We start from the raw sequence: 21,963 nt of genomic DNA on the forward strand, positions 1-21,963 counted from the left end.
GACTTGATAACGATAACGTACCCACAAGGGTAGCTAATTGGAGAACACACCATGTCAAAAATTACGGTGGCAGCCACGCAAATGCACTGCACGTGGAACCAACAGGAAAACGTTGACCGAGCAGAAAAACTAATTCGTCAAGCGGCGGCTCAAGGCGCACAAGTCATTCTTATTCAAGAATTATTTGAAACGCCGTATTTTTGTATCGAAATCCATGAGTCATACCACGATCTCGCCACCACTTTAGAAGAGAACGAGGCTTTTAAACGTTTCCAAGCTCTTGCTAAAGAATTAGACGTTGTACTGCCATTCAGCTGGTACGAACGTGCCGGACAAGTACGCTTTAACTCACTGGCGATGATTGATGCAGGCGGTGAACTATTAGGTGTTTACCGTAAAACGCACATCCCTGATAGCGACGGCTACCTTGAGAAGTACTACTTTAGCCCTGGGGATACCGGCTTTAAAGTGTGGCACACCAAGTTTGGCTGTGTGGGTGTTGGTATTTGTTGGGATCAATGGTTCCCAGAAACAGCTCGCGCCATGGCACTGATGGGCGCGGATATTCTATTGTTCCCAACGGCAATTGGTTCTGAACCAAGCCAACCTGAGATGGACAGCATGCCACACTGGACGAACACCATGCGTGGTCACGCAGCAGCCAACCAAGTACCTGTGATCGCATCCAACCGCATTGGTACAGAAACGGCGCAACACCGCGATCTTGAGTTAACCTTCTTCGGTTCGTCATTTATCTGTGATGAACGTGGTGAGCTTATCGAGCAAGCGGACCGCAGCTCAGAAGGCATCTTGGTTCATACCTTTGACCTTGACCATGTGCGCACCATGCGTAAAGCGTGGGGCTTGTTCCGTGACCGTCGTCCAGAACACTACGACGTGCTAAAAACCCTAGACGGCCAAGTAAAGACCGCCCATTAACACAGGAGGCACTATGACAACGCCACAGCAGGACGGCTTTTGGATGCCAGGTGAGCACGAACCACAAGACAGTGTTTGGCTAGCTTGGCCCACTCGCCCAGACAACTGGCGCGAGCAGGCACTGCCCGCACAAGCAACCTTTGCCCATTTTATTGAGCGTTTAAGTGGTTATGTCACGGTGAAAGTCGCGGTATTACCAGAATATGAGGCACAGGCGAGAGCCATGCTACCGTCTCAGGTACAGCTTTTCCCAATGCAGTATAACGATGCTTGGATGCGCGATATCGGCCCAACCATGGTGATCAATGGCCAAGGCGAAAAACGCGCCATCAACTGGGGCTTTAATGCTTGGGGTGGCGAGCTAGACGGTCTATACGACGACTGGTCAGATGATGAAACCGTTGCAACACGCATTGCAGAACTAGAAGACGTTCAGCGTTACGACGCGCCATTTATTCTAGAAGGTGGTTCTATCCACAGTGATGGCGACGGCACGGCTTACACCACGGAAGAATGCTTGCTACATCCAAGTCGTAACCCAGATCTTAGCCGTGCCGACATTGAAGCGCAGCTGCAGGCGTACTTAGGTATTGAGAAAGTCATTTGGCTCCCCCTTGGACTGTTTAACGACGAAACCAATGGTCACATCGACAACATCTTGCATGTGGTCAAACCAGGGGAAGTCATCTTAACCGTCTGTGATGACCCAAGTGACCCGCAATACGACATCAGCCAAACAGCATTGAAAGTATTGTCCGAAACCACCGATGCCAAAGGACGCTCGCTAATCGTTCACAGCATCCCAATGCCGGGACCACTGTTTATGGGTGAGGAAGAAGCCAACGGCCTGGTACAACCGGACCGCATGGCCCGCGAAGCAGGGGAGCGCCTAGGCGCATCCTACGCTAACTTCCTGATTACCAATGGCGCCGTGTTCTACCCGCAACTGGACTCAGAGAAAGACAGCGAAGCGGAGCAAGTACTACAAACAGCCTTCCCGTCTCATACCATCGTTGGTATTCCAGCACGCGAAGTCCTGCTAGGCGGTGGCAACTTGCACTGCATTACACAACAGATACCGGTTTAGACTTTCTATCGGAAGAAGCGTTAAAAACCACGTCAGGGGATAACCCTGACGTGGTTTTTTTTTCATTGGCTTGTTTGTTGAAAAAATAACCAGCCATAGTTATCATAAAAGATAACTTCCATGGAGGGAACCATGCGTTGGAACATACAGTTTTACGGCGGTGTTGAGGAGTCGATCCTTTCAATGCCACCAAAGATACAAGCAAGAATGATTCGATTATTAGAACTCATGGAGAGTCATGGGGCGAACCTAGGATCACCTCATACAGAACCTATGGGTGATGGATTATTCGAAATACGAGCAAAAGCACAGGAAGGCATAGGCAGAGGCTTGTTTTGTTACTTAAAGGGCAATGAAATTATTGTCCTGCATGCATTTGTTAAAAAAAGCCAAAAGACACCTAAAAAAGAATTGGCTGTAGCCAAACAAAGACAGAAAGAGGTGCAACCGAAATGAGTTTAAAAGATCTCAAACAACGTGCTTTATCGAACCCTGAAGTACGTGATGAATACCACAACCTAGAAAGCGAGTTTTCCTTAATTGACCAACTGCTTTCCATGCGAACCGAAGCTGGCCTGACTCAAGAGCAAGTCGCCGAACGCATGCATACACAAAAAAGCAATATCAGCCGATTGGAGAGAGGCAACGCTAATCCAAGCTGGTTGACCTTGCTTAAGTATGCTGAGGCCTGTGGATTTGAACTGAGCTTAGGGGTTAGGAAGCGTTGAGAAGACTTAATGGTCTAGGTGCATATATGGGGTCAGATTCCTTTAATGATTCATCTCTCGCAAACGATAAATTTATTTATAAGGAATCTGACCCCTTGATAGTTAAGCCAAGTCGTACAAGGGCTTTTCCCGCGCACAGCGCGGTCCTACTTGGTTGCTAGTTTGGTAGCAAGCTGGTGTAAGTAGGGGCCAAAGATAAACGAGATGGTGCCTGCTGCAGGCCATGCGAGTATCCAAGATTTCATCCAGAATGAGACAAAGTCAGGATGCATGCCTAAGTTCACAAAGGTCACCCAGGCTGTCATGAGTAGTGATAAAACGAATGACATCAATGCCGCGAATATAATGCGATGTTTCATGTGGAAAACCTCTTTGCTCAACCACTTAATGCTATACAGTAAGCTTACCAAACCGCTATATTAGTAAAAATAGACAGTTTCAATAACCTTTTTTACATATATGCAAAAATGCTCGACGATCTGAAAATCTTTATAGCCGCTGCAGACACTAAGAGCCTGACGGCGGCCGCAGATAAGCTGGGTATGACCATCGCCACGGTGTCACGACGGGTTTCGGCTTTGGAAGCCAAGTTGGGCTCGGTGTTGCTTCATCGCTCCACTAAAGGTTTAACCCTAACAACGGTGGGAGAGCGTTATTACCGTGAATGTGCGGAATTTATCGATGCCTTGGATCAACGGATTTCCAATCTGGATCACACATTGAATAGCTTGGAAGGGGACGTGAAGATCCTTGCGCCAACCAACCTAGGATCAGGGCCACTTGATGAATTTTGGGTGCAGTTCGCGGCACAATATCCTCAAATCAGCTTAAGAATAGAGCTAAGCAATCAATACGAAAGCCTACAAGACACTCAAGCGGATTTGGCCTTGCGTTCAGGGCAATCCTCAAACTTATCACTGATTCAGCGTAAAGTCGGGGAGATTCAGGGCGTGTTGGTGGCATCTCCGGAGTTTTCACCACGACCAAGCTCCCTTAGTGAGTTAGAGCAAACTGAAAGTGTTGCGGGGCAATTATTTACTGATTGGCATGTCATTCATGAATCCGGCCAAGAACATGCCGTTTATAAGACGCACCGCCATACAGGTAATGATATGCGAATCGCCGCTAATCTGGCCAAACATGGTCATGGCGTAACATTGTTACCAGAAAGCATTGTCTATGAGGATATGCAGCAGGGGCGCTTGATACGAGTGATGCCGGAGTGGCATGGCCGTCGCCGTGAGATTTATCTAGTCTGGCCCTACCGACGTAGCCTGTCAGTCAGAGCCAAACTTCTACGGGATGAATTAACCAAGTTTCTCCATAGCCAAGCGTGGCTTATCCCCTCATAATTTAGGCTTATCACCCAAACCTAACCAATAAGGATCACATTCTATGGAACAGTTACTTTGGTGGCAGTACGCCGCCATCGCAGGGATATTCGTTTGGAGTGGTTTTGTTCGCACGGGGTTGGGCTTCGGCGGTGCAGTATTGGCGTTGCCGTTTTTACTCTTGGTTCACAACGATCCTCTGGTGTTCCTACCAATCATTTCCATTCATCTGCTGATCTTTTCCAGCTGGATCGCTTGGCGAGGTGCGCGAAAAGCCAAAGCAGAAAACAAAGCCACGATTAGCGAAGCATCAGAACAACCCGCTACAGAGCAGGGCAATATTGCTTGGGGCTATTTGCGCAAAGCATTGGGCATCATGATCGTACCCAAGCTGATTGGCGTGTTCGGCTTATTAACCCTGCCCAATGACATTGTCACTGGTGTGATTTTCGTAATCGTCGCGGTGTTTGCGATGTCGTACATTATCAATAAACCGTTCTACAGTAAGAACCCTATCGTCAGCACGGGGCTACTCATGATGGGCGGTTATGTTAGCGGCACATCTTTGATCGGTGCGCCACTGATCGTCTCAGTATTCGCCACCAAGGTGCCTCGTCATCAGCTGCGCGATACCTTATTCGTACTCTGGTTTATCTTGGTATGTATCAAGATGGCGTCTTTCCTAATCGCGGGAGTCGATTTACAGCTCATTCATCAACTTTGGTTACTACCTTGCGCCTTTGTCGGCCACTTGATGGGACAGCATTTCCATGAACGAATCCAAAAAGCTGAAACGCCCACCTTCTTTAAATTTATCGGATGGGCGTTGTTACTGGTCTGTGCCTTCGGCATGTACTCGACGTTTTGGTTGTAGCGCTTAAACACGTTAATCCCTCCCTAACTCTCCCCTTAAAGAAACAAGGGGAGGGAACTCGAAACGCTACAGTGCTAGAGTGGGATTTAAACGCTAATCAATCAGTTTTTTGCTTGGAACAGTAATACGTTCCAGAACTTCCATTAAGCGAATCTTGCGTTTGTGCTCAGTTTGCAGTGCAACGATATGCTCATGCCATTCGTTTAAACGGCCATGTTTCTCTAACACTGCTCGCATTTTTCGTAGCTGCTTACCCGCTTCTTGGTAAGCTGTTTTATGTCCTCTACTAATCTCTTTTTCTGCCAACTTTTGATAGTAGTTGGCGGCCGCATCTGGATAATCTGCAGCGACCTTAAGGGCAAACTTCTCGCTTAAATAAATCTCGTCTGAATGGGCTTGATAAATTGCCACCGCATCACTAATGCGCTCTTCATACAAAGCAATGTCCAGTGTTAAAGTATTTTTATCCATACGAACGAAGCGATCCATTTTATTCGCAGTCGAAGCCTTCCTAAAATTTGCATTGTAATTAAGCTGTGTTAGAGGTGGCTTGGGTAAAGGCCATTGTTCCGTGTCAAAATCTGGATCTGGTAACGTACCAGACTGAATAAAAGCAAGCAGACTAGAGCGTACTTGTGACCACAGACCTAGTGGCTCACAGGCTTGCTTGACCGTTTTATAGGCATCTAGTCTAGGCATCTCAAAGAAGTCATCCGCAATCAAAGCCGCTGCCGCAAGATGATTACTGTCTGCCATAAACAAATCGCAAAGACGACTTTTTAGCGTACTGGCAGTACCAGGTTCTTTTTCAAGAACATTATGGTAACCCAACGCTATCCATTGCTCGGCCTCGCTCCGTCGATCTAGTTTAAGCAAGTCATCTATCAGCTTTACATAGTCCCGTGTTTGCACAATATGCACCATTTGTACCCGAATGGCAGATTCCATATCGCCCTGTTTTTCCAAGGCAAATAATAGCTGCCTTACATCACGACCATATGCATAGCGTTGCTCCCAACCAAGAACAGCATTTGTAGGGTACTGATTGTTCAGCCGATTCTCTAACACTGTACTGACATCGCGCCAAACAGACGGCAAATAACGTGTGTCGTTGTACACTAAATCTGTATCTTGCAATATGTGGTAATCATCTTCTTGTTCCAAATCCATAAGCCAAAGAATCTGGATCGCGGGTTTCATCGAGCTTTGGGGTAACGCTGCCATCACCGGAATCATAGCTTGGCTAACTTCGAAAGCTAGTTCTCCTTCATCATTGCTGTACTCTACCTGTTCAATAGCAAGAGGCCACATTTCCTTTGCTAACTCAATTACCTCATCAAACTTTTCGTGTTCGAGCATTTGATTCAAACCACGTTCGATCGGGCCATAGTCAGGTGTATGACCAATGCCCTTCCAGTTATCTCGCCAACTCTCTTCCGCAGTAATTTTCTTAATTTGACGACGCAATACACCAATTTGACTTTTTGAGGCGGGCTTTTTCCGAGACAGCACACTTGCCCTTTCTAATAGGTCATAAAGCAAGGTATCCGGGTGGTCCATTGCCAATGTCATCAATAGCTGTACCAATTTGGCTTTTGTGAGGGTGTTAAAAGTTGTTGAAAGACGATGGTTAAGCTCATCTACCGACATGTCTCCTAGATATTCATCAGGGTCATAATCAGTGGCCTGCTCTCTATCGGGGCACGTGAATGTTTCCACCTGTTCTAGGGTTAATCCTGTATCTGACATGGCTTGTTGGATTTTCTCAACCATTTCAAGCTGAGAGTTACACTCATCGTCATTAGGTGATTCAGCAGCCAGCTCATTTTGAGGCTCTTCTGCTAATTCGTTCTTTTCTTTAGTAACTGGAATCTCTTGATCTGAGTTAATGGCTTTTGCTGCCGCCAAAACAACCGCCACAACATGCTTACAGCGCTCGTAGTAGGGACATGTACAGTCTGATTCCAACTCTCCATCATTCAGTTGAATGGAACAGTCATACCACTCTGTGCCTTTCACTTTGGCTGTTAACTCGCTTTCACCATGTTGTTCTAACTGGCTTACTTTATTACCGAGGCCTTTACCACGCGTGAAAATTTTCTCATCGGCCCATTCTTCTAGGTCGTCGTAGGTAAGTGTGTGTAAATGCTCAATGATGTTGGTCACGTTCGGCCTTTGCTTGCTTTAGCTCTTGTTCAATGTTTTCAGTGATGATCATGGAAGGCACTTCTTCAGGCTGCTTCTTCGAGCATAAGCTCGCTATGTCATCACGTAGGCGTTTAAACCCGTCTGAAATCTTAGGGTATGATGCGAGGAAAGCACCGATACCACCGCCTGCTACCGCTGCTGTTTCCCAATACTGCAAAACAAATTCCAGTACGGTGCTGCCTTCACGGGCTTCTGTCAGCGTCCAGAATAAGCCATTCTCATCATTAGCAGACGTTATCAGTGGTAGATCACAGTCTTGTAGTGTCTGATTGAGTCGCCCTGTAATCATCAGGTATTGGCTTAAAATATCGTCATTCACCACACCATGGGCCAGCAGCGCGTTACCTAGTTCATAGTGCTTTAAAGTGGACAGTTGCTTACTATAGGCTTGATCAAGATACAGATTAAAGGTCGCTAATCGCTGACTACGAGTACTGCGCTGGACTTCATCACTAAAGAAGATAATGCGATCTCCGACAGAATGCGTCACCGCCTCCAGCGTTGTGTTGTCATAGCCTGCACTGGCTTCGCTAATACCGATTAAGCCAGTGTGATCCTCGTAGGTTTCAATCAGCTCTTCAAATTTAGCCAGCAGACGCTCGAATACTTTCTTTCGCTCTAATAGCTTAGGCTTGTAAATTAGAGCGTCAAAAAACTGCTCCCGCAGTGGTGGCTTCGCCGTAAACGCGTATTCATCCATCAGCTGATAGAACGCTGCTTTATCTAACTGCTCTTCCTGACACAGTGTGTGAATGGCTAAACGCTTTTGCTGCTGCCAGTAGGCCGCAAAGGTTTGTTCGACACTTTGCTCTGGAGACAGCGTTGGTAAGTAATCGGTAATAAAGCGTTCAATCAGCTCACGTTTACCACGCAGCTGAACCTCATTGCCCAGTAGCTTCATCACTTCTTCACGGCGTGCATCGGTCTCGGTGCTGCGTCCATGGGTCGCCTCTGCGTCTTTGATCTCGCCAAGCAGGCGTAAGATGTAGGCCACATTGATTTCATCGTGCTGAATCAGCTCCAGCTCAAAATCAATGGTATTAAGCTCGTCTGGCTCACCGTCTTTTGGCTGGCGATGGCGGTCGTAAAGATCCTTATAAGCCCCTGCAAAGTCAGCAAACGTTTGTGCATTGAGATCTAAATCATCCCACTTAAATTCAGTAAAGGATTTTAGCTTATTGGCATCACGCATCAACTCACGAAACGCTTTGACGAATGCTAGCTGAGCATCTTCGCTGATCAACTTGCTGACATCATCAGGCGTTGCCACCAGCTTGTGTAGCCTAGCCACATTGTCATTAAACTCATCCACATAGAACTCATACGGTTCGAGTAATACGCGATCTTCGGCATTGCTATCGCAATACATGGTGATGGCTTCATCAACGTTAGCTTTCAAGTTACGGAAGCAGACAATATTGCCCTGAGCTTTTTGATCACCAAAGGTACGATTGGTACGAGAAAAGGCTTGAATCAAACCATGGTGTTTTAGGTTCTTATCGACATATAGAGTATTTAGCTTCTTAGCATCAAACCCCGTTAAGAACATATTCACCACCAACAAGATGTCGATGCGATCCTTATCTTCAAAGTCATCACGCTCACGTTCTTTCATACGCTTAGCGATGTCTTTGTAGTAGGTATAGAACTTCACGCTGTCACTGATGCTGTGGGCGGTTTTGTAGCGTTTGTTGTAGTCTTTTACGTATTGTTCTAACTTATCTCGGCTGACTCGATGTTTGCCGCTGCTATCAGATACATCAAAACTCGGCGTGCCAGGGTCACCGTTTTGGTCGTTTTCCGCTTCGTTATCGGCAAACGAAAAAATCGTCGCGATACGCAAATCATGTTCGCCCGCTTGGCGTTTCGCTTCAAAGGTATCGTAGTACTTGATCAAGGCCTCTTTACTACCGACACACATCATCGCCGAGTAGGCGCGGTTGTACGTCTTACGATCATGATTCGCTATGATCCAGTCCGTCACACGTTCAATGCGCTGATCACTTTCCCAATCGTCTTTTCTTAGCTCACTTTCATCAATGGGATTGCCGTCCACATCTTTCAGGCCAGACCAATACTCGACTGAGAACTTCAGCACGTTGTCATCAGCAATAGCGTTAGTAATCAGATACTTATGCAATGGCTCGCCAAATAATTGTTCGGTGGTACGGTAGTTATTGTGGTTACCTTTTTTAATAGGTGTACCCGTAAATCCAAATAGCTGAGCTTTGTCACCAAAGAAGCGTTTAATATTGGCGTGAGACTCACCAAATTGTGAACGATGGCACTCATCAAAAATCAGCACCACGCGCTTACCTTTAAGGTTTTCTAACGCTTTCTCATGTTTGCTCTTGCTTACCGCCACATTAAGCTTTTGGATAGTGGTGACGATCAGCTTATTTTTACCTGCCAACTGACTGACCAGCTCTTTAGTACTGTCGGTACTGTCCACACAACCATCACTAAAGTGGTTAAACTCTTTAGAGGTTTGATAATCCAAATCAGCACGGTCAACGACAAACAAGACCTTGTCCACATGACCTTTACCGCCCAGCTCACAGATCAACTGAGCGGCTTTGAAACTGGTTAAAGTCTTACCTGAACCCGTGGTGTGCCAAATATAGCCATTGTTTGCATCACCTTTTTCCGGCGTGAAATGACGAACTTTGGTCATCAAGTTTTCAACGGCATACACTTGATAAGGGCGCATCACCATTAGCAGCTTATTAGACTGATGCAGCACCAGATACTTGCTGATCATCTTAGATAGATGACATTTTTCTAAAAAAGCATCGGTGAACTTGTCCAAGCGAGTGATTAGATTGTTGCCTTCATCTGCCCAAAAAAATGTCTGCTTAAAGTCTAATTTACGATTATTGGCGAAGTACTTGGTATTGACGCCATTGGAGATAACAAACAGCTGCACATAGTTAAACAAGCCATCTTCCGACCAAAAGCTATCCCGTTGGTAGCGATTGACCTGATTAAAGGCTTCTTTTAACTCCACACCACGGCGTTTTAACTCGATTTGCACCAAGGGCAAGCCATTAATTAACAGGGTCACATCGTAGCGATTAACACAACCGCCTTCTTGGCGCACTTGGCTGGTGACTTGGTATTGGTTTTGGCACCAGAAATCCGTATTAAAGAATTGTAGATACAGATCCGGCTGACCATCCCGTGGAATATGGCAGCGTTTACGCAAGGTTTCCGCTCGCTGGAAGATATTGCCTTTATTCAAGTAATTGATAACAAAGTTAAACTCACCATCCGTCAAAGTAACTTTGTTGTGAATCTCCAGCTGGCGCTTTAAATTGGCCTTCATTTCCTTGCCATTACGGATCGACACCCGCTCATAACCCTGCTGCGTCAAACGCAGAATAAAGTTCTCCTCCAGCTGCGCTTCGGACTGCACCTCGGCAGGATCATCGGGGATACCGTCAAACTCGTGGTTAAGCTGCTCGACGAGCTTAGCTTGCTGCGCACTGTAGATTTCAATACCGACCCGCTGGATATGGTCGAGCAATGATTCACTATCAATATGCTGATGCAGCGATACATCAAAGCCATAAATCAAATCTAAGTTATCCAACGCCTCCATCACCTGAAACAGCAGGTTATTGGGCGCATCATTAGCGGTATAAAGCGTGATATCAATATCTGAAGCGGGGCGATAATTGCCCTTTGCACGAGAACCATAAAGCACCACGGATGTGATTGCAGGGAAGCGTTTAAACACCGCTACAATCCGGCTGAGTTCATCCTTTTTTAAACCGTACATCACATCCGTATCACTCATTTTGTTACTGTTTCTCTTCTAGTTGGCGGGTTAGGGCGGCTTTTAACGCTTCAAATGCTAGGTAATAATCATCAATAATGGCGTTTAAGATTTGTTCGCTGGTCTCACGGTTGTAGGTATGCACCGTCAGCTGACGCTTTTTAATCATATCCATCCACACCTCACCGTTGTCGATCAAACCGCGATTCGCAGCCAAACGAAACGCATCACGACTACCTTGAATATCCGCCACACCTTGATACTGATAGAAATCTTTGATCGTATTCCACGCCAACTCGTAGTTGTATTCAAAGGCTTGGATCACACCTTGTTGCTCCAGCTCATTTAGCTCACGCTCTTCCATCCACGCGAACGCCATCTCAAGCTGCTTTAAGGATCGTTTAAAATTATCAAAGCGCTGCACCCAGCGGATATCTTGTGTCATGTCATACCTGTAAATTTGAATTACGTCAGTTTTGATTCAATATCATTGAGCCAGCCATCAAATAGGGGGCAAGCTTGGCGCATTTTGCTAATACCGATTTTCTCGGCAATGGAAATACCTTGCGTTGTCTTCGCAAATTTATTTCGAGGTGACCAGCTGTCTAGTCTTTTAGAAGGGGCTGTTTCACGACCGTTATTAATAGCCTCCGGCTCGCCACACTCATCTAAGACGGCCTGTACTTTATCTTCTTCTAAACCTAAGCTTTGCGCCAGAATCTGACTGTCGCTAAACAATAGCGCCTCAAACTCATGCATTGCCATGTAAGGAATAAAACGCTGGTCTGGCTGCTGCGCTCCAAGCAAAGCCAACACTTGTTCACGAGTTGCTTGGCACAACAAGTGTGCAATCTCTTGAGGCGTATGACGCTCGTTAAGCTCATCTAATGCAGGCCATTCTTTGATGCCATAATAATCCACAAACACAGTGATATACGTATTTTGTCGCTGCTTTAGATGATTGCCGATATCCTGAGACACGCGAGAGAACTTCACATCACCACCCTTTTGTCCGGGCTTTGATACTTGTGTGGCAGAAATAAAAATATTCTTACTGGCTAGGTAAGGCTGTAAAACACGCTCAATAAACACTTGCTCGGTTTTGCCTTCTACGATGGCGATCACCTCAATGAAATCACTCATAACGAGGGCCTCCAGCAATCACATTCTTCTCCCACAGCTGACCAATGGAGTAATTCTCTAACCAATGACTAAAATCTTTCTCTTTTAGTCGCTCAAACGTAGAAGCACCCTCTTTGCGATTGACCACCAAAATGTCTTCTATTTGAAATTGGTTGATCAAAGCAGGAGACTGAGTCGCGATAATCACCTGAGTTCGCTCTGACGCCAGCTGAATTAGCTCCGCTAATACCTCGATAGCTGCCGGATGCAAGCCCAGTTCAGGCTCATCGATAATAATGGTCGAAGGTGGATTAGGCTGTAATAGAGCGGTTGCCAGACAGATAAAACGAATGGAACCATCGGATAAATGATGCGGCTGCATCGGGTAGTCAGAGCCCTTTTGCCGCCAACTAATGTTTACTTTGCGATCTTCACCAAACTCACTCGGTTCCAAGACAAAATCATCAAAAAACGGGGTTACTAAGCGAATCGCATCTATAGTCGCTTGGTAAGCGTCTTCGCTGTTTTCTCTTAGCTTTAATAGAAACGGGCCGATATTCGCCGCATCGCTGCGCAACACTTTTCGATCTTGCACAATCTCATATTTACGCATCGGCGCACTGGCGCTGGTATCGTGAAAGTGATAAATCTGCCACGAGGCAATAGCATCATAGATGGGCTTGGAGTATTTAGCATCGGGGCGTTGATTCGTGACTTCTGCCACCATTTTTGACTGTCCACTATCGCTGTCACCTAGCTCCCACCAACCGGTATTACCGTGCTGATAAAAGCGTGCCTCATCTTCAATCGCACAACCACTATTGGGCGTAGGCACTAAAGTAAAGCGAAAGCCACGCGCCCCAAAGCGGGTCTCGAAGGACATTTTGGGCGTCTCTTTCGGGCCAGAAAATAGAAGATCCTCTATGCCGCCACTGTCACGTACATAGCGATTTAACTGACCATCGATTAAGGCCCGTAGCATTTTGAAAAAAGAGATCAGGTTACTTTTACCGGCACCATTGGCCCCAACGATCACATTGAGATTAGACAGCTCTAAATCCTTCAACGTACGAATGGATTTAAACCCTTGAATCGTTAATTTATCTAATGGTGTGCTCATAAATCCCCACTGCTACACTCGCGCGTCTTTCTAAATTCTTTTAAGAAAATGTAATCAAAAACAAGATCACTATGCTGGATGATACCAATCATTTCCAACTTAATTAGCATGACTAGTCTCTAAACAACTTAATTAGCTGCTCATACTCTTCTGAATGACGGTCAGCGAGCTGTTGCATGTAACTGTCTCGGTCTTGGTCATAAAGCGCACGACTATAGCGAGTTTTTTCGGAAAGGGACCACTTCTGATCTAATTCTTCGTTAAAAGCACTTAAAGTCTTCTCAAGAGGGCTATCAATTTTTGAGCCTTCAGAAAACACTCGATCAAAAAAATCGCTAAAAGTATCCGTTTCATCATCAATGGAAAAATTAGTTATAGATAAGAACTCGAGCATTGTTGAAACCAAGTAGTCCGTATTTACAACAAGTATGTTCGATAATTCCAAAGTACTATTGTCGTACTTTGGGGCAGCCTTTCCATGCGAAATATCGCCTCTACTATTTCTAACATCTTGAAGAGAGCCACATACACCACTGCTAAATTTTTTTAATATCTCTACATATTTATCTGCGAAGCAATCAGCTACATACTTTCCTAGAGGCTTCATCCCTACCTTATCAAAACCACTATTGTAAGCAGCTAGAACGTCTATAGCATAACTCACCAGTGTAGAGGTTGTTGTTTGAGTTCTAGATTTGTTGTCTTGCTCCTTACTTAGATAGTTAGTTATGTTGTTATATACCGCACTATCAAACCTGTCTTTAACTTTAGAAGATGAAAAACTAGGCTGTTTCAATATAGTTTTACTTACTGCTTCGAGAAGAGCCTTGCAAACTTCAATAACATTATCTGGTGTAATTTGCTTTTCAATTAGATCGTAATAAATACGATGATCATCGAAGTAACCGTAATCTTCAAAGCTATCTCTATTCGCTACTAAAAAGGCTTTAGTCTTTTCCATAAGAAGTTACAACCCTAAACAAAAAGTTTCTGTAGCAACCCTTTCTTGAAGGATTCCAACTGCTCAATCTGTTTCGCCATTACATCAATTTTTTGATCGCACGAAGACAGGAAATTGGCGATTTTTTGTTGTTCTTCGTATATAGGTAACCTAACTTCAATTAGCCCAATATTTGTTTTAGAAATTCCCAAAACTGATACGCCTTGAGCAATTTTTTGAATTGACTTTCTCACATCAGAGGAGCGCATCAGGTAGCTTGAAAAACCAAGCGCCAGCTTTTTCTTAGGCCTAGCAATATACGTATGTAATCCTGCGACTAATGAGTGCTCTTCAACCTGAATGATTTCAATTGCTTTACCAATATCTAAGTAATCTTCCGAAGCATCAGCTATGACAATATCACCAGCTCGACAGTATTCCTCATCCTGAATGGTGCTTATGAACGTTTCACTTTCGATATAAGGAATAGAAAGATCAGATTGTTTAAACAAAGCTGGAAAACGAGTGTGGATATCACCGTAATGTATGTTTTGCACTCTGCCTACCTGATTTGTAAGGTACTCTCGTGACAAGTTATTAGTTCGCACCCAGCTATAGAGATCACTAAAGCGAAATATTTCCCACTCCGGAAACTCACTCCCATCATCCCGTTTAAAGCGCAGTTTCTGGCTAAAAATCTGCTGCATCAAGCCGCGCTTATAGTCTTCTAGCAGTGCTTTTATGCGGCCTAGCTTAGCTAGCTTAGCATCTAAAGAGGATAGAAAATCCGCGATTTTTTGTTGCTCTTCTAAATCAGTAGTCAATATTATGCTCACAGAACTAAGCGACTCCTGACCAACATTAAAGCGGGTGCTACCTCCGCTTTTAGTAGTTATTTCCTTTCTAGATTTGCTCGTCTTAAGCAAAGAATCAAAATACATTGGGTTGAATTTTACGGTTGGTCGGCCTCTTATAACAAAACCACCAAAGGTCGCCGTTTTATCTTTATCTAGATAAATGTTGGATTGACCTGCTTCTTCTCTTGTTTCAGAACTACGCTGAAATAGTATGTCTCCATACTTAACTTCATTCTTCTCAAACTCTTTGTCAGAAACGCTTACGGAACCAATGATTTGGTCATGGTAAATAGGTTTATCTGCAATGATGTCCAAAACATTGATGAACTTTCTTCCATGACCATATTGTCCTTTATCTGCATTGATCCCATTTTTGAAACTCATGAAATCGCCTAAAGTTTTACTTTCCCACTCCCCCTCAAACTCCGGAAACCGTAACTCTGGCACTAGTTTCTGTTCACTCATACCGGAGCCTCAATACCTAGCTCTTGGCAGTAGCGGCGGATCTGTTCATCAATGGGAGCCATTTCCTGCTCAATCGCCTGTAGCTCTGAGACCACAGCGCTTAGGTCAACCGGTTCTTCCTCTTCAAAGGTGTCCACATAGCGGGGAATATTCAGGTTGTAGTCGTTTTCAGCGATCTCGGCGAGGCTGGCAACATGGGCGTATTTATCAATGTCCAATCGCGTTTCGTAAGCGGCGATAATATCGTCGATATGCTCTGATTTTAGCTCGTTTTGATTCTTGGCTTTTTCAAAGCTTTGACTGGCATCGATAAACAGCACATCGTCTGGATTCTCGCGGCATTTTTTAAACACCAAGATACAGGTAGGAATGCTGGTGCCGTAGAAAATATTCGCAGGCAGGCCAATCACGGCATCCAGCCAGTTACATTCTTCGATTAGGTAGCGGCGAATGTGGCCTTCCCCAGCACCACGGAATAACACACCATGAGGCAGTACGACGGCTAAAGTGCCGTTGTCACTGAGGTGATGCAGCATGTGTTGCACAAAGGCAAAGTCCGCTTTGGAGCTAGGAGCCAGTTTGCCATAAGGGGCGAAACGGTCGTCCGTTTCAAAGTGCTTTTTCGCGCTCCACTTTGCGGAGAAAGGCGGGTTAGCAACGATGGCATCAAACTTTTTATGAATATGCTGGGGGCTTTCTAGGGTGTCGTCTTGCTTTAGGTCGAAGTTACGGTAGCTGACTCCGTGCAAGATCATATTCATACGCGCCAAGTTAAAGGTAGTGCGGTTCATTTCTTGACCGTAGAAATGATTCACATAGTCCACTTCTTTGGCAACGCGTAGCAGTAGGGAGCCGGAACCACATGTCGGGTCATAGACTGACTGTAAGCGCTGTTTGTTATGGGTGACCAGCTTTGCCAAGATCGTCGAGACGCTTTGTGGCGTATAGAATTCACCGGCTTTTTTACCTGCCCCTGCAGCAAATTGACCAATCAGATATTCGTAGGCATCGCCTAGAACATCGCTTTCACTATCGGACAATTTAAAGTCGATGCTGTTGAGATGAAACATGATCTTGGCGATCAGTCTATTACGGGCATCGGGATCACGACCCAGGCGAGAGGCGTTTAAGTCCAACTCTTCGAATAGGTGGTCGAAGTCGTCTTCGCTCTCTGTACCCATGGTGGAGCGTTCGATATTGTTTAGGACTTCTTGTAAATCACCCAAGATAAACGCATCGATCACCACATCGTCGTCTTCGCTTTCTTCCGCTTCATTTGGCTCATGAGCACCGCGTTCTGCCAGCGTGCTAAACAGCTCCGACGGTTTTAGAAAGTAACCTAGACTCTCGGTAATCTCATCCTGCAGCTCATTTATAATTTCTAGATGTTCGTCGTTCGTTTCATCCAGACGCTCGTAAGGGGGGAGCTCCGCCTCGTCTTTTAGAATGTCGTTACAGGCATTAACCAAGCGCTCAGAGAGGTATTTATAGAAGATAAAGCCTAGGCAGTAGTCACGGAATTCATCCGCATTCATCTTGCCGCGTAGCTCGTCTGCAATGTTCCACAGCTTCTGCTTTAGCTGGCGTTTATGGTCTTCGGTCATGGGGCTAATATCCTTAAAACAGCGTGATGTATCCGATTCAGTTGGACTAAAATCGATACAAGTTATCACGCTATTGTAAGGAGTTAAGCAGATAGGGGCTATAGGAAAGGCTGATGACCTAGCCCGCTGGCTGCCCAAATAAAAAATTAATTGTGCTCCTCTTTGTTCATGACTATAGTTTTGTTCATGAATCATGAACAAAAAATTAATCGTGAACAAAATGGATCATAACTCTAAAGAAAACCTCATCACGAGTGTTATTGCTATGCTACCTGCTCATATCAAGGCCAATGTAGTCATGAATGATACTTGTAAATCAGAGCCTTTTTGTGATGCTGAAATAGAGCTGACATTTGGCCAGCAAAAAATCCATTTTTGTGTAGAAGCCAAGAGAATTCACCGCAAAGAAAGCCTAATACCTCTCTTCAAACATGCGGGCCCAAACACCTTACTTATCTGTAATGGTCTTTCGAAGTTTCTGCTGGAGCAATGCCAGCAGAATAGCCTCAATGTGATTGACTCTTTTGGTAATATTTCTATTCAAGCTGATAATGTGATGATTTGGGCTCAGCAAACTAAAGCTATTGAAGGTACGTTTCAGCCAACAAACATAAGCCGAAACTCACTTATGTCAGAAGGCGTCTGTAAGCTTCTATTTATACTTGCGGCAGCGCCCCACAGCATAAAATCTACCTACCGAGAACTCGCTGAAATGGGGAATATTTCTCTTGGTATGGTCAGTAAGGCATTGAAGCTTTTAGCAGAAGCAAGGGTGGTGAGCATTAAACCAAAGAGAGTCTTGGACGAGAAACGCTTAATACAACTTTGGCTAGATGCTTATCGATTAACTCTACGTAAGTCACTGGGAGGCATTCGCGTTGCGTATCCCGATTCATGGCAAAATATAGCACTGGAACAAGATGATAAATGGGGCGGAGAAGTTGCTGCAGAACAGCTTACAGCTTATTTACATGCCCATGATTGGCAGCTATTTACACACCTTCCCCTACAAAAAAAACTCGCTCAACTGAAATGTCGACCGGATGCAGAAGGAAAACTTTGGTTAGTGCCTGCATTTTGGAGTAAGAGTCTTACATGGAACGATCGCACACAAGCATTGCTAGCCATCGCTGAACTAGAGGCTAGCTTGGACAGTCGAAATCATGAAACAGCAAGGATGCTACATGAACAATATCTATCAACTAAAGAAACCAATTAACCAAGCTTTTCAGCCTGTTCTTAAAATAATCATAGATGCAACCAGCGCTCTGGGTATTCCCGTTTTTATCGCAGGCGCTACAGCACGAGACTTAGTTCTGCACCATGTCTTTGAACGAAATATTGGTCGTAAGACCTACGATATTGATACTGCAATACTGATTTCTAGCTGGGGTGTATTTGACGAGCTACGAGAACAGCTCATCAATGAAGGGCTCGAGGAAACAGCGGTTACTCATAGGTTGCTTCATCAAGAAACAGGCTTACCAGTTGATGTCATTCCATTTGGGGAGATTACAGGAGCTAATGATCAGATTGAGTGGCCGCCAGAATATGCGATCAGCATGTCTGTCGCAGGTTTTATCGAGGCTTATAACCATGCTCTTAATATTGAGATAGCGCCTAATTACAACATCAAAGTCTCGTCACTTGCGGGACTAGCTTTGCTCAAACTCATTGCTTGGGGAGAGCGACGTCACGAAAGTAACAAAGACGCTCAAGATTTCCTGACCATTTTAAAGGAATACTCGAATATCGAACTAGATCGCCTTTACGAGGAGTATGTGCCTGGCGACGCTTTAGAGTTCGATCCTGATAGACTAGGGGCATTCTTATTAGGCTATGATATCGGCATGCTTTTTGGTGCTCAAAAGCCGACGAATACTCTGGACTCCTTGAAGACCGTTTTAATCACACAGAAAGAGCCATTGCTCAACAGTCTGCTCAAAGAGTCGAATAGCCACGATTCCAATCATATTGAACAGTGGCTAAACGACCTTCAGCTTGGGTTAAGTAGGAGTATTAACGACTAAGCTGATCCACTAGATACACTATCGATTGATATTCAATCCCCGAATGTTCGGTTAGGCCTATCTCGCAGGTACGGGAGTTGGAATAGCCGACTTCACATTCTTGTACAGCGGTTTTGAGGGTTTTCAGGGCGCTTTGATTTAACTCTGGCGTGCTAAAGCCTTTGTCGCCAGCAAAGCCACAGCAGGTGATATCTGGTGGTATGACCACTTCGTCAGCCAGTTGCTGTGCTAAGTTCACAAAGGTTTGCCCAAGTCCCATGCGAGTGGTGCTACAGGTGATGTGCAGTGCCATTTTAGGGATTTTGCTTTCGATATTTAGATTCGCCATGACGAATTCAGAAAGGAACTGCACTTGTTCGTAAAGCTTCAAGGCTGGATCTAAGGATTCCTTCATACGTAACAAACACGGGCTGGTGTCACACACTATCGGCAGTTCGCCTTGTTGGCTGGCTTGCATCAGTAAAATGTTGAGATCGTTAGCTTTTTGTTCTGCTGCGGCAAATTGTCCTTTGGATTGAAAGGCCATACCACAGCATTGGCTTTCGATACCATTAGGTACAATCACGTTGTAGCCCGCTTTTTCCAGTACAGAAAGCATAACATCCATGACAGGACGTTTGTCCTCAGCATTTGGCCCTGCGCCCATCACACGGGTAGCACAGCTTGGTACGTAGACCACGCTTGGGCGGCCTGCTTGTGTGACCGCTATACGTTGTTTAGGCATGGATGCAGCCGTTGGCATTTGTGGGTGCCATTTTGGAACCACACCGCCTGTTACACTATTGGCAACACCAGTTACGGCTTTCATACCCACATTGCCTAAGACATTACGCATACCACCTGCCGCCGCAAGGCCAGCACGAGCGGTCTTTGTGACACCTTCAAAGTGATCCGCCACCCAGTAGCCGACTCTTGTGTCATCGTATCGATCATGGCGCAGTTCACGGGTCAGATCACCGGTATTGATACCGACGGGACATTGCATCGAACACAGGCCGCAAGCAGCACAGGTATCCACTCCTTGGTAAGCGTATTCTTCGCGTAACTCTGCCAGACGTTCTGGTGATTCACCCGAGCGCTCTAAACGCTGAATTTCTCGCCACAATACAATACGCTGACGCGGCGTTAAGGTCAGTGCTCGAGAAGGACATGCATGCTCACAGAAGCCACATTCGATACAAGTATCCACTTTATCGTTTGCCTGTGGCATTGGCTTAAGGTTCTCAACGTGAATGTTGGCGTTGTGCGTCAAGATGACATCAGGGTTGAGTAAACCCTTGGGATCAAAGGCTTTTTTCAATTGCCACATGATGTCGTAGGCTTGTTGCCCCCACTCAAGCAAGACATACGGCGCCATATTGCGCCCAGTGCCGTGTTCCGCTTTCAAAGAGCCGTTGTATTTCACTGCGACCAGCTGTGCCACTTCGTCCATCAGGGCTTCGTAGCGTTTTACTTCCGCGGGATCATCAAACCCTTGAGTAAAGACAAAATGCAAGTTGCCTTCTAAGGCATGGCCAAACAAGATCGCTTCGCTGTAGCCGTATTTTTGGAATACGCCCTGAAGCTCTAAAACCCCTTCCGCCAATTGTTCCACGGGAAACGCCACGTCTTCGATAATCACCGTAGTGCCGACTTTACGCACCGCACCAACCGCTGGGAACATGCCTTTGCGGATCTTCCAATAGGTGTCGTACAAGCCTTTTTCTTGAGTAAATTCAAACTCATACAGTGCACTCATCCCCTGTAGAGACCGTGTTATCTCAGTCACTTTTTGCTCTAGCTCTGCCGCGGTTGAGCCTCGAACATCCACTAGTAAGCCCGCTACCTCATCGCCAAGGTCTTTGAGCATTTCTGGCATGCCAGGTTTGCCTTCTACGGTACGAAGGCCAGCACGGTCGATCAGCTCCACTGCGGATACAGGCGTGCTTTTCAACACAGTCACCGCACGACACGTGGTTTCCATATCGGGGAAGTAGATCAGAGCTGCAGCTTTGATCGGGTGCTCTTCGACCGTGTGGTAAGTCACTTCACTGATAAAGCCTAAGGTTCCTTCTGAGCCGATCATTAAGTGCATCAGGATCTCAAATGGATCGTCAAAATCCACCAAACTGTTCAAACTGTACCCAGTGGTATTTTTCAGCCTATATTTGTGTCTTATTTTTTCTGCTAAATCGCTGTTATTTTGTACACCATAAGCAAGTGTTTCCAATGTAGATAGCAAATCTGAGTGGCTTTCTCGAAATGCTGTGCGACTGTTCTCATCCGCCGTATCGAGCAATGTGCCATCTTCAAAGATAATGCGCATGCTTTTCACAGTGTGATAGCTATTTTGCGCCGTACCGCAACACATGCCACTGGCATTATTCGCGGCAATACCACCGATCATGCAGGCGTTAATCGACGCTGGATCAGGGCCGATCTTGCGCTGATAAGGTGCGAGCAATTGATTGGCACGAGCACCGATGATGCCTGGCTGTAACGATACGGCATGACCATGATCGTGAATGCGGTAGCCTTTCCATTGGTCTGACAATTGAATCAGCACCGAATCCGTCACCGCTTGACCTGATAAGCTCGTCCCTCCTGCACGAAACGTGACTGGAATGTCCAGCGCTCGGGTACATTGCAGTACGAAGCGAACCTCATCTTCGTTGTGCACGCGCACCACCAATTGCGGCACCATACGATAAAAGCTGGCATCGGTTCCGTAGGCAAGGGTACGCAAAGGGTCATGGATAAGTCGTTCGTCATCGATACGCTCGACGAGCTGGGTGTACAGAGCTTGATAGGGCGGTTTCATAAGGGCATCCAGTTTTTATGAGGAGGACTGGCAATCACTCATCACATAACTTATTAAATACTTTCAATATAAATTGGTAA

At 45.6% G+C, this 21,963-nt stretch carries 18 protein-coding genes; 8 read left to right on the top strand and 10 right to left on the bottom strand.

Annotation, left to right across the window (positions count from 1 at the left end; all coding sequences use genetic code 11):
* The first annotated feature begins 51 nt into the window (after positions 1-51).
* The 4 genes from aguB to ACXAC1_RS06770 all read left to right on the top strand — a co-directional run bounded on the left by aguB (position 52) and on the right by ACXAC1_RS06770 (position 2,754).
* Complete coding sequence (gene aguB, locus ACXAC1_RS06755; RefSeq protein ID WP_475060200.1) at positions 52-939, top strand: N-carbamoylputrescine amidase; 888 nt, start codon at positions 52-54, stop codon at positions 937-939.
* 13 nt (positions 940-952) lie between these two features.
* Complete coding sequence (gene aguA / locus ACXAC1_RS06760; protein WP_475060202.1) at positions 953-2,026, top strand: agmatine deiminase; 1,074 nt, start codon at positions 953-955, stop codon at positions 2,024-2,026.
* A 132-nt stretch (positions 2,027-2,158) separates the two neighbouring features.
* Positions 2,159-2,482 (top strand): type II toxin-antitoxin system RelE/ParE family toxin, encoded by a 324-nt coding sequence (locus ACXAC1_RS06765; RefSeq protein WP_475060204.1) that lies wholly within the window; start codon positions 2,159-2,161, stop codon positions 2,480-2,482.
* Positions 2,479-2,754: a helix-turn-helix domain-containing protein gene (locus tag ACXAC1_RS06770; protein ID WP_228191935.1), complete on the top strand. Its 276-nt coding sequence runs from the start codon at positions 2,479-2,481 to the stop codon at positions 2,752-2,754. The genes ACXAC1_RS06765 and ACXAC1_RS06770 overlap by 4 nt, the downstream gene beginning before the upstream one ends.
* A 146-nt stretch (positions 2,755-2,900) precedes the next feature.
* On the opposite strand, the gene ACXAC1_RS06775 is transcribed toward ACXAC1_RS06770, so the two are convergent.
* Positions 2,901-3,113 (bottom strand): DUF2798 domain-containing protein, encoded by a 213-nt coding sequence (locus ACXAC1_RS06775; RefSeq protein ID WP_475060207.1) that lies wholly within the window; start codon positions 3,111-3,113, stop codon positions 2,901-2,903.
* A 108-nt stretch (positions 3,114-3,221) separates the two neighbouring features.
* Here ACXAC1_RS06775 and ACXAC1_RS06780 point away from each other — a divergent pair, with 108 nt between their 5' ends.
* Both ACXAC1_RS06780 and ACXAC1_RS06785 read left to right on the top strand, forming a co-directional pair.
* Positions 3,222-4,106, top strand: coding sequence for a LysR family transcriptional regulator (locus ACXAC1_RS06780; RefSeq protein ID WP_475060209.1), 885 nt, complete (start codon positions 3,222-3,224; stop codon positions 4,104-4,106).
* Between the two features lie 43 nt (positions 4,107-4,149).
* A complete protein-coding gene (locus ACXAC1_RS06785; RefSeq protein WP_475060212.1) occupies positions 4,150-4,959 on the top strand; it encodes a TSUP family transporter in 810 nt (269 codons plus the stop codon).
* Between the two features lie 93 nt (positions 4,960-5,052).
* Here the strand turns inward: ACXAC1_RS06785 and ACXAC1_RS06790 are convergent, their stop codons facing one another.
* From ACXAC1_RS06790 to ACXAC1_RS06825, 8 genes are all read right to left on the bottom strand, one after another.
* Positions 5,053-7,125, bottom strand: a complete 2,073-nt coding sequence (locus ACXAC1_RS06790; RefSeq protein ID WP_475060214.1) for an SWIM zinc finger family protein — start codon at positions 7,123-7,125, stop codon at positions 5,053-5,055.
* A complete protein-coding gene (locus tag ACXAC1_RS06795; RefSeq protein WP_475060216.1) occupies positions 7,109-10,966 on the bottom strand; it encodes a type I restriction endonuclease subunit R, EcoR124 family in 3,858 nt (1,285 codons plus the stop codon). The genes ACXAC1_RS06790 and ACXAC1_RS06795 overlap by 17 nt, the downstream gene beginning before the upstream one ends.
* A 4-nt stretch (positions 10,967-10,970) precedes the next feature.
* Complete coding sequence (locus ACXAC1_RS06800; RefSeq protein WP_475060218.1) at positions 10,971-11,390, bottom strand: nucleotidyltransferase substrate binding protein; 420 nt, start codon at positions 11,388-11,390, stop codon at positions 10,971-10,973.
* Between the two features lie 20 nt (positions 11,391-11,410).
* Positions 11,411-12,088 (bottom strand): DUF4276 family protein, encoded by a 678-nt coding sequence (locus ACXAC1_RS06805; RefSeq protein WP_475060220.1) that lies wholly within the window; start codon positions 12,086-12,088, stop codon positions 11,411-11,413.
* On the bottom strand, positions 12,081-13,187 hold the full coding sequence (locus tag ACXAC1_RS06810; RefSeq protein ID WP_475060222.1) for an AAA family ATPase: 1,107 nt from the start codon (positions 13,185-13,187) through the stop codon (positions 12,081-12,083). The genes ACXAC1_RS06805 and ACXAC1_RS06810 overlap by 8 nt, the downstream gene beginning before the upstream one ends.
* Positions 13,188-13,299: 112 nt before the next feature.
* Positions 13,300-14,148, bottom strand: a complete 849-nt coding sequence (locus tag ACXAC1_RS06815) for a hypothetical protein (protein WP_475060225.1) — start codon at positions 14,146-14,148, stop codon at positions 13,300-13,302.
* A gap of 14 nt (positions 14,149-14,162) precedes the next feature.
* Positions 14,163-15,449: a restriction endonuclease subunit S gene (locus ACXAC1_RS06820; protein ID WP_475060228.1), complete on the bottom strand. Its 1,287-nt coding sequence runs from the start codon at positions 15,447-15,449 to the stop codon at positions 14,163-14,165.
* Positions 15,446-17,053, bottom strand: a complete 1,608-nt coding sequence (locus ACXAC1_RS06825) for a type I restriction-modification system subunit M (RefSeq protein WP_475060230.1) — start codon at positions 17,051-17,053, stop codon at positions 15,446-15,448. Before ACXAC1_RS06825 ends, ACXAC1_RS06820 begins: the two co-directional genes overlap by 4 nt.
* A gap of 193 nt (positions 17,054-17,246) precedes the next feature.
* Between ACXAC1_RS06825 and ACXAC1_RS06830 the strand changes: the two genes are divergently transcribed.
* On the top strand, positions 17,247-18,272 hold the full coding sequence (locus ACXAC1_RS06830; RefSeq protein ID WP_475060232.1) for a type IV toxin-antitoxin system AbiEi family antitoxin: 1,026 nt from the start codon (positions 17,247-17,249) through the stop codon (positions 18,270-18,272).
* Positions 18,238-19,083, top strand: coding sequence for a hypothetical protein (locus ACXAC1_RS06835; RefSeq protein ID WP_475060235.1), 846 nt, complete (start codon positions 18,238-18,240; stop codon positions 19,081-19,083). The genes ACXAC1_RS06830 and ACXAC1_RS06835 overlap by 35 nt, the downstream gene beginning before the upstream one ends.
* Here the strand turns inward: ACXAC1_RS06835 and ACXAC1_RS06840 are convergent.
* Entirely contained in the window at positions 19,073-21,883 is a 2,811-nt protein-coding gene (locus ACXAC1_RS06840; RefSeq protein WP_475060237.1) for an FAD-binding and (Fe-S)-binding domain-containing protein, read from the bottom strand. The two genes, ACXAC1_RS06835 and ACXAC1_RS06840, sit on opposite strands and share 11 nt — an antisense overlap.
* Positions 21,884-21,963 lie beyond the last annotated feature (80 nt).

The sequence above is a fragment of the Marinomonas sp. AWM4_232 genome (assembly GCF_056158325.1).